Here is a 14,150-nt window from a genome sequence, read left to right on the forward strand (position 1 = left end):
GGTCACGGGCGCGCACCCGGGTGCGGCGGACGGGAGGCCGCAAGAGCACACGAATGGAGCGGCCGGCGCCGGTGAACGGGTGACGGCCCGGCAGGACACGGGGACGCGGGGCAGGCGGTCCGATCCGGACGAGAGGTCCTAGGCGGCCGCCGGGCCGTCCACCGTCTCGACGCGGACCGCGCACGCCTTGAACTCCGGCATCCGCGAGGTGGGGTCGAGGGCGGGGTTGGTGAGGGTGTTGGCGCGGCCCTCGCCCGGCCAGTGGAAGGGCATGAAGACGGTGTCGGGGCGGATGGCCGCGGTGATCCGGGCCGGCGCCACCGCACGCCCCCGGCGGGAGACGACGGCCACCGGGTCGCCGTCCGCCGCGCCGAGCCGGGCGGCGAGGCGGGGGTGCAGCTCGACGAAGGGGCCGGGCGCGGCCGCGTTCAGCTCGGCCACCCGCCGGGTCTGGGCGCCGGACTGGTACTGGGCCACCACCCGGCCGGTGGTCAGCAGCAGCGGGTACTCGGCGTCCGGCTCCTCGGCGAGCGGCCGGTGGCTCACGGCGACGAAGCGCGCGCGGCCGTCCTCGGTGGCGAAGCGGTCGAGGAAGAGACGCGGGGTGCCCGGGTGCGCGGCGGCGGGGTCCGCGCCGGGCTCACCGCGACCGGCGTCCGCCGGGTACGCCTGGGCGGGGTGCGCCTGTGCGGGGTGCGGCTGCGCCGGGCAGGGCCAGAAGACCCCGTTCTCCTCGGCCAGCCGGCGGTAGGTGATGCCCGAGTAGTCCGCCGGGCCGCCCGCGCTGGCCCGGCGCAGCTCGTCGAAGACCTCCTCGGGGTCGGTCGGGAACCCCTTCTCCACGCCCAGCCGGGCGGCGAGTTCGTGCAGCACCTCCAGGTCGCCGCGCACGCCGTCGGGCGGGGACACGGCCCGGCGGCGCAGCAGGACCCGGCCCTCGATGCTGGTCGTGGTGCCCGTCTCCTCGGCCCACTGGGTGACCGGCAGGACGACGTCGGCGAGGGCCGCCGTCTCCGACAGGACGACGTCGCAGACGGCGAGGAAGTCCAGCGAGCGCAGCCGCTCCTCGACGTGCGCGGCCCGCGGCGCCGACACCACCGGGTTGGAGCCCATGAGCAGCAGGGTGCGGACGTCCCCGCCGAGCGCGTCCAGCAGTTCGTAGGCGCTGCGGCCCGGGCCGGGCAGGCTGTCCGGGTGCACGCCCCACACCTCGGCCACGTGCGCCCGGGCCGCCGGGTCGTCGAGCTTGCGGTAACCGGGCAGCTGGTCGGCCTTCTGGCCGTGCTCGCGGCCGCCCTGCCCGTTGCCCTGCCCGGTCAGGCAGCCGTACCCGGACAGCGGGCGGCCCGCCCGGCCGGTCGCCAGGCAGAGGTTGATCCACGCGCCGACGGTGTCGGTGCCCTTGGACTGCTGCTCGGGGCCGCGGGCGGTGAGCACCATGGCGTTCTCAGGCTCGCAGAACATCCGGGCCGCCTGCCGCAGCTGCGGAACGGACACCCCCGTGATCCGCTCCACCTCCTCCGGCCAGTGCGCCATCGCCGCCGCCCGGGCCTCCGCCCAGCCGGTGGTGCGTGCCCGGATGTACGCCTCGTCGGTGCGGCCCTCGGCCACGATCAGGTGCAACAGGCCGAGCGCCAGGGCGAGATCGGTGCCGGGCCGGGGCGCGAGGTGCAGGTCGGCCTGCTCGGCGGTCCTGGTCCGGCGCGGGTCGACGACGATCAGCGTGCCGCCGTTGTCCCGCAGTTCGCTGAAGAAGCGCAGGGACGGCGGCATGGTCTCGGCGAGGTTGGAGCCGACCAGGATCACACAGCCGGTCCGCGGGATGTCCTCCAGCGGGAACGGCAGCCCCCGGTCCAGGCCGAACGCCTTCGTGCCGGCGGCCGCGGCCGAGGACATGCAGAAGCGGCCGTTGTAGTCGATCTGCGAGGTGCCCAGCACCACCCGCGCGAACTTGCCGAGCGCGTACGCCTTCTCGTTCGTCAGCCCGCCGCCCCCGAACACGCCGAGCGCGTCCGCGCCGTACGCCGCACGCGCGCGTGACAGCTCTCCGGCGATCCGGTCCAGGGCCTCCTCCCAGGAGGCGGGCACCAGCGTGCCGCCGCGGCGCACCAGCGGCGAGGTCAGCCGCACCGCGGGTGACAGCACCTGCGCGGCCGTACGCCCCTTGCCGCACAGCGCGCCCCGGTTCACCGGGAAGTCCGGGCGCTCGCGCACCTCGACGGTCCCGTCCGGGGCGGGCGCGAGGTTCATCCCGCACTGCAGGGCGCAGTACGGGCAGTGCGTGGGCGTGACGGTGTTCCGCATGCCGTTCAGCGTGCGTCGCCCGTGTTACGCGCCGTGTCGGGATCCTGTTACACGGCCGGGACGGCGGCCTCCCCGCCGCCGGTGCGGCGCGGTGAGGTGAGGCGGGAGGGGACGGTTCAGCGGCCGTCGGCCAGGGCCTTCGCCACTCCCGGCTCCTTCGGGCCCAGGAAGCGGGGCCCGGGCCGCAGCGTCGCGTCCAGGGCCGCCTTGCCCGCCGCGAACAGCTCACGGGCGCCGCCGTAGTACCAGGTGGTGTCGTGCCGGTCGTCGACGCCCACGCCGTAGGAGTCGACGCCCGCCGCCTCGCACAGGGCGACCGCGCGGCGGATGTGGAAGCTCTGGCTGACCAGGACGGCCCGGTCGACACCGAAGATCCGCTTGGCGCGCACGCAGGAGTCCCAGGTGTCGAAGCCCGCGTAGTCGCCGACCACGCGGGAAGCGGGGACACCGCGCGCGGTGAGGTAGGCGCGCATGGCGTCCGGCTCGTCGTAGTCCCGGCGGCTGTTGTCCCCGGTGACCAGCAGCACCTTCACCCGTCCGGTGCGGTACAGCGTCACCGCCGCGTCCAGCCGGTGCGCCAGGTACGGCGACGGCTCGCCCTGCCACAGCCCCGCCCCGAACACCACGGCGACGTCGGCGCGCGGCACGTCCGCCGCGGAGTGCAGCCGGCCGGCCGTCGACAGACGCAGCCAGGTGGCCGGGAGCAGTGCCAGCACGCACCCCGCGACCACGGCCCGCACCAGCCTGCGCCACCCGGTCCGCGTGCGCGGCAGCCGCGGTCGGCCGATCCTCATTCCGTGTCCCCCAGTCCTGCCGAAACGGTTCGCCGGCCCCCGGCCGGCGGCGGTGCGCGTCCGGTCAGGGAGGACGCGTACCGCGGTGATCCGGTTCTCCGCGGCGCCTCACAGCGGGCGGCCCGGCGCCGTGAAGGCCCGGAAAACACCCGTGACGGCCGGGCAACGGGAGCGCAACCTGCACACGGCAGGATCGTCGCATGACGGCGTCCACCCCTTTCCCCGGCGGCCCCCGCGCCCCGCGCGGCGGCACCCCCGGTCACCGGCCCGGCACCGGCACCGCCCCGGTCCCGCCGGCCGGCCGGCGCCGGACCGCGCCGCCCGCGCTGGTCCTGGTCGCCCACGGCAGCCGCGACCCGCGCGCGCCGCACACCGTCCGGGCCCTCGCCGAGCGGGTACGGCGGCTGCGCCCCGGCGTCCCGGTCCACCTGGGCCACATCGAGCTGAACGAACCGCTGCTCCCGGACACCCTCGACCGGCTCGGCGCCGCCCACGCCGTCCTCGTACCGCTGCTGCTGGCCCGCGGCTACCACGTCAAGCACGACATCCCGGAACTGGCCGCGGCGTCCCCGGCGCGCACCCGCGTGGCCGCCCCGCTCGGCCCGCACCCGCTGCTCGCCGAGACCCTGCACGCCCGCCTGACCGAGGCGGGCTGGCGCCCCCCGGCGGACGAGGCCGCGCGACGCGAGAGCGCGGTCGTGCTGGCCGCCGCCGGCTCCCGCGACCCGGACTCGGCCGCCGACACCCGGCGCACCGCCCGCCTCCTCGCCGCCCGGCTCGGCGTGCCGGTCATCCCCGCCTACGCCTCGGCGGCCGCCCCCGCGGTCCCCACGGCCCTGCGCGCCCTGGCCGCCCGCGGCCGCCACCGGGTGGCCGTCGCCTCCTGCTTCACCGCCCCCGGCCGCTTCGCGACCCAGTGCGCGCAGGCCGCCCCCGGGGTGGCCGCGGCCCCGCTGGGCGCCCACCCGGCGCTGGCCCGCCTGGTCCTGCACCGCTACGACCAGGCACTGGCGGCCCCGCTGGAGCCGGCCGCGGGGGCGCTGGCCTCGGCCTGACCGGCCACGCGCGCGCGACCGCCGCCGACCGATTGTCACCGCCGACGTCTACTGTCGAGGTATGGAAGGCACCGGCACCGCACCCTCGTCCCGTACCGGCTATGACCCGGCGTCAGCCGAACGCTGGGCGCCCGAGCCGGACAAACGCCCCGGCCGCACCGCCTTCCAGCGCGACCGCGCGCGCGTGCTGCACAGCGCGGCGCTGCGCCGGCTGGCCGGCAAGACCCAGGTCGTCACCCCCGGCACCCGCAGCCCGGCCTGGGACGCCAGCCCCCGCACCCGCCTCACGCACTCGCTGGAGTGCGCCCAGGTCGGCCGGGAACTGGGCGCGGCCCTCGGCTGCGACCCCGACCTCGTCGAGGCGGCCTGCCTCTCCCACGACCTCGGCCACCCCCCGTTCGGGCACAACGGCGAGCAGGCGCTGAACGAGTTCGCGGACGACTGCGGCGGCTTCGAGGGCAACGCCCAGTCGCTGCGGCTGCTCACCCGCATCGAGCCCAAGCGGTTCACCGCCGAGGGCTCCGTCGGCCTGAACCTCACCCGGGCCACCCTCGACGCGGCCACCAAGTACCCCTGGCCGCGCGGCGCCCACCCCACCGACCCCGGCTCGCGGAAGTTCGGGGTGTACGAGGACGACCGCCCGGTCTTCGACTGGGTCCGCAAGGAGGCGCCGGGCACCCGGACCTGCTTCGAGGCGCAGGTCATGGACTGGTCGGACGACGTGGCGTACTCGGTGCACGACGTCGAGGACGGCCTGCACGCCGGGCACATCGACCCGGGCTGCCTGCAAGCGGAACCCGAGCGTCAGGCGGTCTTCGCGGTCGCGGTCAGCCGGTACGTGCCCGCGGACACCGACCCGGCGGAACTCGCCGCCGCCCTCGACCGCCTCCAGGACCAGGAGTGGTGGCCGCACGGCTACGACGGCACGGCCGTCGCGCAGGCCCGGCTGAAGGACGCCACCAGCCAGCTCATCGGCCGCTTCTGCCTGGCCGCCGAGGGCGCCACCCGCGCCGCGTACGGCGGCGGCCGGCTCACCCGGTACGGCGCCGAACTCGTCGTACCGCGCGAGGCCCGCATGGAGTGCGCCGTCCTCAAGGCGGTCGCCGACCGCTACGTCATGCAGCGCGCCGAGCAGGAGCGGCTGCGCGCCGACCAGCGGGTGGTCGTCGCCGAGCTGGCCGAGGCGCTCACCGCCCGCGCCCCGGACGGTCTGGAGCCGCAGTTCCGCGCGCTGTTCGACGCGGCGCCCGACGACCACGCCCGCAAGCGGGTGATCGTCGACCAGATCGCCTCCCTCACCGACGCCGCCGCCCGCTCGTCACACGCGAGACTGACGGGGCGGGCGTGAAGGAAACGTGACCCTGCGTGGCCTGATCGGGTCACTCCCTCTTCCCGCATCACGCTGCGTGCGGGACGCTCGCCTGGGGCAGGCGATGCGGCGGCACCCGCGGCATGTGGCGGCACCCTTACGAGGAGGCATCAAGTGGTCGACGCGGACCAGACATTCGTCATCGTCGGAGGCGGACTCGCCGGTGCGAAGGCGGCCGAGACGCTCCGGGCCGAGGGCTTCACCGGCCGGGTGATACTGATCTGCGACGAACGCGACCACCCCTACGAGCGGCCCCCGCTGTCCAAGGGCTACCTGATGGGCAAGGACGAGCGCGACAGCGTCTTCGTGCACGAGCCCGCCTGGTACGCGCAGCACGACATCGAGCTGCACCTCGGCCAGACCGTCGACGCCGTCGACCGCGCCGCGAGGACGGTCCGCTTCGGCGACGACGGCACGGTCGTCCACTACGACAAGCTGCTGCTGGCCACCGGCGCGGAGCCCCGCCGCCTCGACATCCCCGGCACCGGCCTGGCCGGCGTGCACCACCTGCGCCGGCTCGCGCACGCCGAGCGGCTCAAAGGCGTCCTCGCCGCGCTCGGCCGGGACAACGGGCACCTCGTGATCGCGGGCGCCGGCTGGATCGGCCTGGAGGTGGCGGCCGCGGCCCGCGAGTACGGCGCCGAGGTCACCGTCATCGAACCGGAGCCGACCCCGCTGCACGGCGTCCTCGGCCCCGAGCTGGGCAACGTCTTCGCCGAGCTGCACCGCGAGCACGGCGTCCGCTTCCGCTTCGGGGTCACGCTCACCGAGATCGTCGGCCAGGACGGCGTGGTGCTGGCCGCCCGCACCGACGACGGCGAGGAGCACCCGGCGCACGACGTGCTCGCGGCGATCGGCGCGGCGCCCCGCACCGGCCTCGCGGAGGCGGCCGGCCTGGAGATCGCCGACCGCGCCCACGGCGGCGGCATCGTCGTCGACGAGCGGCTGCGCACCTCCGACCCCGACATCCACGCGGCCGGTGACGTGGCCTCCTTCCCGCACTCCCTGTTCGGCACCCGGCTGCGCGTGGAGCACTGGGCCAACGCGCTCAACGGAGGTCCGGCGGCGGCCCGGGCGATGCTCGGCAAGGAGGTCACCTACGACCGCGTGCCCTACTTCTTCTCCGACCAGTACGACCTGGGCATGGAGTACAGCGGCTGGGCGCCGCCGGGGTCGTACGACGAGGTGGTGATCCGCGGCGACGCGGGCAAGCGGGCGTTCATCGCGTTCTGGGTGGCGCAGGGGCGTGTGCTGGCCGGGATGAACGTGAACGTGTGGGACGTCACCGAGCACATCCAGCGCCTGGTCCGCTCCCGGGCCCGGGTGGACACCGACGCCCTGGCGGACCCGCACGTGCCCCTGGAAAGCCTCGTCCCGTGAGTGTCGGTCCGCCCCCGTAGACTTCACGCGTGGCAGGACGGATCAACGACGAGGACGTGAAGGCGGTACGGGACGCGGTCCCGATCGACGCCGTGGTGTCCGAGTACCTCCAGCTGCGCAACGCGGGCGGCGGCAACCTCAAGGGCCTGTGCCCCTTCCACGACGAGAAGTCGCCGTCCTTCCAGGTCAGCCCCGGCAAGGGACTCTTCCACTGCTTCGGCTGCCAGGAGGGCGGCGACACCATCACGTTCGTGATGAAGGTCGACCACCTTTCCTTCTCCGAGGCGGTCGAGCGGCTCGCCGCCCAGGCCGGCATCACCCTGCGCTACGAGGAGGGCGGCTACAACCCCGCCCACCAGCGCGGCGAGCGCATCCGCCTGGTCGAGGCCCACAAGGTCGCCGCCCAGTGGTACGCCGAGCAGCTCGCCACCGGCGCCGAGGCCGAGGCCGGCCGGGTGTTCCTGGCCGAGCGCGGCTTCGACCAGGCCGCCGCCGTGCACTTCGGCGTCGGCTACAGCCCCCAGGGCTGGGACCACCTCACCCGCTACCTGCGCGGCAAGGGCTTCACCGACAAGGAACTGGTCCTCTCCGGCCTCTCCCAGGAGGGCCGCCGCGGTCCCATCGACCGCTTCCGGGGCCGTCTGATGTGGCCCATCCGGGACATCGGCGGCGAGGTCGTCGGCTTCGGCGCCCGCAAGCTCTACGACAGCGACAACGGACCCAAGTACCTCAACACGCCCGAGACGGCGATCTACCGCAAGTCCCAGGTCCTCTACGGCATCGACCTGGCGAAGAAGGAGATCGCCAAGACGAGTCACGCGGTGGTCGTCGAGGGCTACACGGACGTCATGGCCTGCCACCTCGCCGGGGTGACGACGGCCATCGCGACCTGCGGCACCGCCTTCGGCACCGACCACATCAAGATCCTGCGCCGGCTGCTGATGGACAACGGCAGCGCCCGCGTCATCTTCACCTTCGACGGCGACGCCGCCGGGCAGAAGGCGGCCCTGCGCGCCTTCGAGGACGACCAGAAGTTCGCCGCCGAGACCTACATCGCCGTCGCCCCCGACGGCATGGACCCCTGCGACCTGCGGCTGGCCAAGGGCGACGAGGCGGTCGCCGACCTGGTCGTGCCCCGCACCCCGCTGTTCGAGTTCGCGCTGCGCCAGATCGTCGCCCGCTACGACCTCGACACCCCCGCCGGCCGGGCCGCCGCGCTGGACGAGGCGGCGCCCGTCGTCGCGCGGATCAAGAACACCGGCGCCCAGCACGAGGTGGCCGTGCAGCTCGCGGGCATGCTCGGCATCCTCGACACCCAGTTCGTGGTCAAGCGGGTGGCCCAGCTGGCCCGCTGGGCCCGCGACCGGGGCGGCCGCGGCCCGGCCCCCGCGCCCGGCCCCCGGCAGGGCTACGAGCCGTCGGCGCCGCGCTCCGCCGCCGGCCCGGCGCTCAACCTCCGCAACCCCGTCTACGCCACCGAGCGGGAACTGCTCAAGCTGGCCCTCCAGCGCCCCGAGCTGGTCTGCCCGGCGTTCGACGCGTACGGCATCGACGAGTTCACCGCCGCCCCCTACGCCGCCGTACGCCAGGCGGTCATGGACGCCGGCGGCGTCGAGTACGGCGTCCAGGACGCCCAGGAGTACCTGGTCCGGGTCCGGGAGGCGGCGCCCGACGACGCGGTCCGGGCGATGGTGACCGAGCTGGCGGTCGAGGCGATCATGCGCCGCACGGTCGACGAGGCCTACGCCGGTGAGCAGCTGGTCTGGGTCCGCCGCCGGGCCGTCGACCGCCGCATCCAGGACATCCAGTCCACCCTCACCCGCCTGGGCACCGGCGCCGACCCGGCTCATCTGGCCGCGGTGCAGAACGAGTTGTGGGTGCTCCAGCAGTACGGGCAGGCGCTGCGCGAGCGGGGCGCTGCGGCCCTCTGAGCCCTCCCGCCCGCACCCGGGATCACCAGTCGGTCACGGACCGGACGCAAAAAGTCACCGCACGCCCCTCGTGGCGGAGATGCGTCGTCCCCCACACTGGGGGCGGTGCCTGAGTCCTCGGAGCACGGCCGGCCCGTCCCTCACGGGTCCCACACCCCCGCCGTGCCCCTCATCGCGTACGGGACGGACAGCGGCGAGGCCGTCGACTCCGCCCCCCACGTACCGCTGCCGCACGCCTCAGCAGCGATCATCCTGGAGGTCGCCCCCGTGCAGACCCGGACCCTCAGCCAGACCGACGGCAGTACGAGCGCCACCCGCACCAGCACGAGCACCAGCACCGGCACGAGCACCAGCACCGGCACGCACAGCGGGACCGGCGGCTCCCGTGCCGTACCCCCGCAGAGCCACGCCGCCCGCCACCCGGAGGCCGGCGAGGCCCCGGACGCCGCCGAGGCCGCGGAACCCGAGGCGGCGGTGCCCGAGGCGGCGGTGCCCGCCGAGCCGGCCGAAGCCGCCGAGGTCACCGAGGTCACTGAGGCCGACGCGGTCACCCCGGTCATCGAGGACGAGCCCGCCGAGGCCGAGGCGCCCGTCGCCCGATCCGCCGACACCGGCGGCCCCTCCTCCGACCTGTTCCGCCAGTACCTGCGGGAGATCGGCCGCATCCCGCTGCTCACCGCGGCCGAGGAGGTCGACCTGGCGCGCAAGGTCGAGGCCGGCCTGTTCGCGGAGGAGAAGCTCAGCACCACGCCCGACCTGGACAGCAGGCTCGCCCACGACCTGGACCGGCTCGTGGTGCTGGGCCGGATGGCCAAGCGGCGCCTGATCGAGGCCAACCTGCGGCTCGTGGTCTCCGTCGCCAAGCGGTACATCGGCCGCGGCCTGACCATGCTCGACCTGGTGCAGGAGGGCAACCTCGGGCTGATCCGGGCGGTGGAGAAGTTCGACTACGCCCGCGGCTACAAGTTCTCCACCTACGCCACCTGGTGGATCCGGCAGGCCATGTCCCGGGCGCTGGCCGACCAGGCCCGCACCATCCGCGTCCCCGTCCACGTCGTGGAGCTGATCAACCGCGTCGTACGGGTGCAGCGGCGGATGCTCCAGGAGCGCGGCTGCGAACCGACCCCGGAAGAGGTCGCCGCCCACCTCGAACTGGCGCCCGAGCGGGTCGGCGAGGTACTGCGGCTGGCCCAGGAACCGGTCTCCCTGCACGCCCCGGTCGGCGAGGAGGACGACGTCGCCCTCGGTGACCTCATCGAGGACGGCGACGCCACCAGCCCCGTGGAGTCCGCGGCCTTCCTGCTGCTGCGCGAGCACCTGGAGGCGGTGCTGTCGACGCTGGGGGAGCGGGAGCGCAAGGTGGTCCAGCTGCGCTACGGCCTGGTCGACGGCCGCCCTCGCACTCTGGAGGAGATAGGCCGCATCTTCGGCGTGACCCGGGAGCGGATACGGCAGATCGAGTCCAAGACCCTCAACAAACTCCGCGACCACGCCTTCGCCGACCAGCTCAGGGGCTACCTGGACTAGAAACCCGGACGCGGGTCCGGGGTCCCGGGACCCGTCCGCCCGGGCCGCGGGGCGGCACGGACGGACGGGGCGGCATCCCGGCCCCGGGGGCGGTCCGCTCAGTCGACCTCGGCCACGGCCTGCGCGAACTGCGCCTGGTACAGCCGGGCGTAGGCGCCGTCCGCGGCCAGCAGCTCGGCGTGCGCGCCCTGTTCGACGATCGCGCCGTTCTCCATCACCAGGATCGTGTCCGCGTCCCGGATGGTCGACAGCCGGTGCGCGATCACGAACGAGGTCCGCCCGTGCGCGAGTTTGGCCATCGCCTTCTGGATGAGCACCTCGGTGCGGGTGTCCACCGAACTCGTCGCCTCGTCCAGCACCAGGATCACCGGGTCGGACAGGAACGCCCGCGCGATGGTGATCAGCTGCTTCTCACCGGCGCTGACGCCGGAGCCCTCGTCGTCGATCACGGTGTCGTAGCCGTCGGGCAGGGTGCGCACGAACCGGTCCGCGTGGGCCGCCCGCGCCGCCTCCTCGATCTCCCCGCGGGTGACCTCCCGCGCGGCGCCGTAGGCGATGTTCTCCGCGATGGTGCCGCCGAACAGCCAGGTGTCCTGAAGCACCATGCCGATCCCGGCGCGCAGCTCGTCCCGGGACATCCGCGCGATGTCCACCCCGTCGAGGGTGATCCGGCCGCCCGACACCTCGTAGAACCGCATCAGCAGGTTGACCAGCGTGGTCTTGCCGGCGCCGGTCGGGCCGACGATGGCCACCGTGTGACCGGGCTCCACCTTCAGCGACAGGTCCTCGATCAGCGGCTTCTCGGGGTCGTACCGGAACGACACGTGCTCCAGCGCCACCCGGCCGCGCAGCTCCGCCGGCCGCTCGCCCGCTACCGGGTCCGCCTCCTGTTCCTCCGCGTCCAGGAGTTCGAAGACCCGCTCGGCCGAGGCGACGCCCGACTGCACCAGGTTCGCCATCGACGCGACCTGCGTCAGCGGCATGGAGAACTGCCGGGAGTACTGGATGAACGCCTGCACGTCACCGATGGACAGCGAGCCGGACGCCACCCGCAGTCCGCCGACGACCGCGACCAGCACGTAGTTGAGGTTCGACACGAACATCATCAGCGGCTGCATGACCCCGCTGTTGAACTGCGCCCGGAATCCGGCCTCGTACAGCGCCTCGTTCTGCTCGGCGAACTGCTGGGCCGACTCCTCCTGCCGCCCGAACACCTTCACCAGGGCGTGCCCGGTGTACATCTCCTCGACGTGCGCGTTCAGTTTGCCGGTGGTGCGCCACTGCTGCACGAAGTGCGGCTGCGACCGCTTGCCGACGCGGGTGGCGACGACGAACGACAGCGGCACGGTCACCAGAGCCACCAGGGCGAGCAGCCAGGACACCCAGAACATCATGGCCAGCACACCGATGATGGTGAGCACCGAGTTGATGAGCTGGCCCATCGACTGCTGGAGGGTCTGCCCGATGTTGTCGATGTCGTTGGTCGCCCGGGACAGCACCTCGCCGCGCTGGCGCTTGTCGAAGTACGACAGCGGCAGCCGCGACAGCTTGCTCTGCACGTCCTGCCGCATCCGGAACATCGTGCGGTTGACGGCCCGGTTGACCAGCCGCGTCGCCACCGCCATCAGCAGGCCGGCGACGAGGAAGGTGCCCAGGGCGATCAGCAGGACGTGCCCGACGGCCGTGAAGTCGATGCCCTGGCCGGGGGTGAAGTCGGTGCTGCCCAGCATGTCCGCCACGGAGCCCTGGCCCCGCGCCCGCATGGAGTCGAGCACCTGCTCCTTGGTGGCCCCGGCCGGCATCTGCCGCCCGACGATGCCCGCGAAGACCAGGTCGGTGGCCCGGCCCAGGATCTTCGGCCCGACCACGTTCAGCCCGACGCTGACCACCACGCACAGCAGCAGCCCGTAGATGGTGGCCCGTTCGGGCCGGAAGCGGGCGACGAGCCGCTTGCCCGACCCCTTGAAGTCCATCGAGCGCTGGTCGGGCCCGCCCCCGGCCATCATGCGTCCCATGGGCCCGGCCATCAGGCAGCCTCCGCTTCCGTGAGCTGGGAGAGCACGATCTCCCGGTAGGTCTCGTTGTCCGCCATCAGCTCGTGGTGCCGGCCGGTGCCGACCACCCGGCCCTCGTCCAGGACGATGATCCGGTCGGCGTCCCGGATGGTGGCCACGCGCTGGGCGACGATCAGGACGGTCGCCTCCGCCGTCTCCCGGCCGAGCGCCGCGCGCAGGGCCGCGTCGGTGGCGTAGTCGAGCGCGGAGAAGGAGTCGTCGAAGAGGTAGATCTCCGGGCGCTGCACCAGCGTGCGGGCGATGGCCAGCCGCTGGCGCTGACCGCCGGAGACGTTGGTGCCGCCCTGCGCGATCGGCGCGTCGAGCCCGCCCTCCAGCTTGGTCACGAAGTCCTTGGCCTGCGCCACCTCCAGCGCGTGCCACAGCTCCTCGTCGGTGGCGTCGGGGTTGCCGTAGCGCAGGTTGGTGGCGACGGTGCCGGCGAACAGGTACGGCTTCTGCGGCACCAGACCGACCGTCCGGGCCAGCAGGTGCGCCTCGATCTCCCGCACCTCGACGCCGTCGACGAGCACCTCGCCCTCGGTGGCGTCGAACAGCCGCGGCACCAGCCCGAGCAGCGTCGACTTGCCGCTGCCGGTGGAGCCGATCACGGCGGTGGTCTCGCCCGGCCGGGCCACCAGGTCCACGGAGCGCAGCACCGGCTCCTCGGCACCCGGGTAGCGGAAGCCCGCCCCGCGCAGCTCCAGGTGGCCGTGGCGGCGCAGCTCGGTGACCGGCGCCAGGGGCGCCACCACGCTGGAGTCGGTGCTCAGGACCTCCTGGATGCGCTCGGCGCACACCTCGGCGCGCGGCACCATCATGAACATGAAGGTGGCCATCATCACGCTCATGACGATCTGCATCAGATAGGCCAGGAACGCGGTCAGGTCGCCGATGGCCATACCGCCGCTGTCGATGCGGTGCGCGCCGAACCAGACGACCGCGATCGACGACAGGTTCACCACCGTCATCACGATCGGGAACATCAGCGCGAGCATCCGGCCGGTGGCGAGCTGCATCTCCGTCAGCTCGGTGTTGGACCGGCCGAACCGCCGCTGCTCGTACTCGTCGCGGACGAAGGCGCGGATCACCCGGTTGCCGGTGATCTGCTCGCGCAGCACCCGGTTCACCGTGTCCAGCCGGACCTGCATGGTGCGGAACAGCGGCCGCAGCCGGCGCACGATCAGCGTCACGCTGATGCCGAGCACCGGGACGACCCCGACCAGCACCCCGGACAGCGGCACGTCCAGTCCCAGCGCCAGCACGATGCCGCCCACGCACATGATGGGCGCCGACACCATCAGGGTGAACGTCATCAGGGCCAGCATCTGGACCTGCTGTACGTCGTTGGTCGTACGGGTGATGAGCGAGGGCGCCCCGAACTGGCCCACCTCGCGCGCCGAGAAGGACTGGACGCGGTGGAAGACGGCGGCCCGTACGTCCCGGCCGAGGGCCGAGGCGGTGCGGGCACCGTAGTAGACGGCACCGATGTTGCACACCACCTGCGCCAGCGAGATGCCGATCATCAGGGCGCCGAAGGACAGGATGTAACCCGTGTCACCCTTCACGACACCGTTGTCGATGATGTGCGCGTTCAGCGTGGGCAGATAGAGGGTGGCGCAGGTCTGCAGGAACTGCAGCAGCACCACCAGGGCGATGGGTTTCTTGTAGGGCCTGAGATAGGTCCGCAGAAGTCGTATGAGCACGCTACGTCTCTCGGAGTGGGTGAGAGGGGC

9 protein-coding genes are annotated in these 14,150 nt (G+C 73.6%); 5 read left to right on the forward strand and 4 right to left on the reverse strand.

Translation table 11 applies throughout. The features are described 5' to 3' along the window. Window positions 1-138: 138 nt before the first annotated feature. Window positions 139-2,304 carry a molybdopterin oxidoreductase family protein gene (locus tag ACZ6CZ_RS02055; RefSeq protein WP_469013352.1) on the reverse strand — a complete coding sequence of 722 codons (2,166 nt, stop codon included), beginning with the start codon at window positions 2,302-2,304 and terminating at the stop codon, window positions 139-141. 116 nt (window positions 2,305-2,420) lie between these two features. Beyond that, window positions 2,421-3,098 carry a SanA/YdcF family protein gene (locus ACZ6CZ_RS02060; protein ID WP_469013359.1) on the reverse strand — a complete coding sequence of 226 codons (678 nt, stop codon included), beginning with the start codon at window positions 3,096-3,098 and terminating at the stop codon, window positions 2,421-2,423. Window positions 3,099-3,298: 200 nt separating this feature from the next. On the opposite strand from ACZ6CZ_RS02060, the gene ACZ6CZ_RS02065 reads away from it, so the two are divergent. From ACZ6CZ_RS02065 to ACZ6CZ_RS02085, 5 genes are all read left to right on the forward strand, one after another. Beyond that, a complete protein-coding gene (locus ACZ6CZ_RS02065; protein WP_469013361.1) occupies window positions 3,299-4,153 on the forward strand; it encodes a sirohydrochlorin chelatase in 855 nt (284 codons plus the stop codon). 61 nt (window positions 4,154-4,214) lie between these two features. Continuing rightward, window positions 4,215-5,501, forward strand: coding sequence for a deoxyguanosinetriphosphate triphosphohydrolase (locus ACZ6CZ_RS02070; protein WP_469013364.1), 1,287 nt, complete (start codon window positions 4,215-4,217; stop codon window positions 5,499-5,501). A 135-nt stretch (window positions 5,502-5,636) separates the two neighbouring features. Beyond that, window positions 5,637-6,902, forward strand: coding sequence for an NAD(P)/FAD-dependent oxidoreductase (locus tag ACZ6CZ_RS02075; RefSeq protein ID WP_469013366.1), 1,266 nt, complete (start codon window positions 5,637-5,639; stop codon window positions 6,900-6,902). A 29-nt stretch (window positions 6,903-6,931) separates the two neighbouring features. Further along, window positions 6,932-8,833, forward strand: a complete 1,902-nt coding sequence (gene dnaG / locus ACZ6CZ_RS02080) for a DNA primase (protein ID WP_469013369.1) — start codon at window positions 6,932-6,934, stop codon at window positions 8,831-8,833. A gap of 105 nt (window positions 8,834-8,938) precedes the next feature. Next, window positions 8,939-10,360, forward strand: coding sequence for an RNA polymerase sigma factor (locus ACZ6CZ_RS02085; RefSeq protein ID WP_469013371.1), 1,422 nt, complete (start codon window positions 8,939-8,941; stop codon window positions 10,358-10,360). A 98-nt stretch (window positions 10,361-10,458) separates the two neighbouring features. Here the strand turns inward: ACZ6CZ_RS02085 and ACZ6CZ_RS02090 are convergent, their stop codons facing one another. Together ACZ6CZ_RS02090 and ACZ6CZ_RS02095 are read right to left on the reverse strand one after the other, a co-directional pair. Beyond that, entirely contained in the window at window positions 10,459-12,387 is a 1,929-nt protein-coding gene (locus ACZ6CZ_RS02090) for an ABC transporter ATP-binding protein (protein ID WP_469013374.1), read from the reverse strand. Continuing rightward, window positions 12,387-14,120 carry an ABC transporter ATP-binding protein gene (locus ACZ6CZ_RS02095; RefSeq protein ID WP_469013376.1) on the reverse strand — a complete coding sequence of 578 codons (1,734 nt, stop codon included), beginning with the start codon at window positions 14,118-14,120 and terminating at the stop codon, window positions 12,387-12,389. The genes ACZ6CZ_RS02090 and ACZ6CZ_RS02095 overlap by 1 nt, the downstream gene beginning before the upstream one ends. Window positions 14,121-14,150 lie beyond the last annotated feature (30 nt).

Source organism: Streptomyces sp. NPDC041135, assembly GCF_055592085.1.

Excerpts from the sequence above, each read along its gene's own strand:
- ACZ6CZ_RS02055 (WP_469013352.1), bottom strand. The coding sequence starts at position 2,304 with ATGCGGAACACCGTCACGCCCACGCACTGCCCGTACTGCGCCCTGCAG.
- ACZ6CZ_RS02060 (WP_469013359.1), bottom strand. The coding sequence starts at position 3,098 with ATGAGGATCGGCCGACCGCGGCTGCCGCGCACGCGGACCGGGTGGCGC.
- ACZ6CZ_RS02065 (WP_469013361.1), top strand. The coding sequence starts at position 3,299 with ATGACGGCGTCCACCCCTTTCCCCGGCGGCCCCCGCGCCCCGCGCGGC.
- ACZ6CZ_RS02070 (WP_469013364.1), top strand. The coding sequence starts at position 4,215 with ATGGAAGGCACCGGCACCGCACCCTCGTCCCGTACCGGCTATGACCCG.
- ACZ6CZ_RS02090 (WP_469013374.1), bottom strand. The coding sequence starts at position 12,387 with ATGGCCGGGCCCATGGGACGCATGATGGCCGGGGGCGGGCCCGACCAG.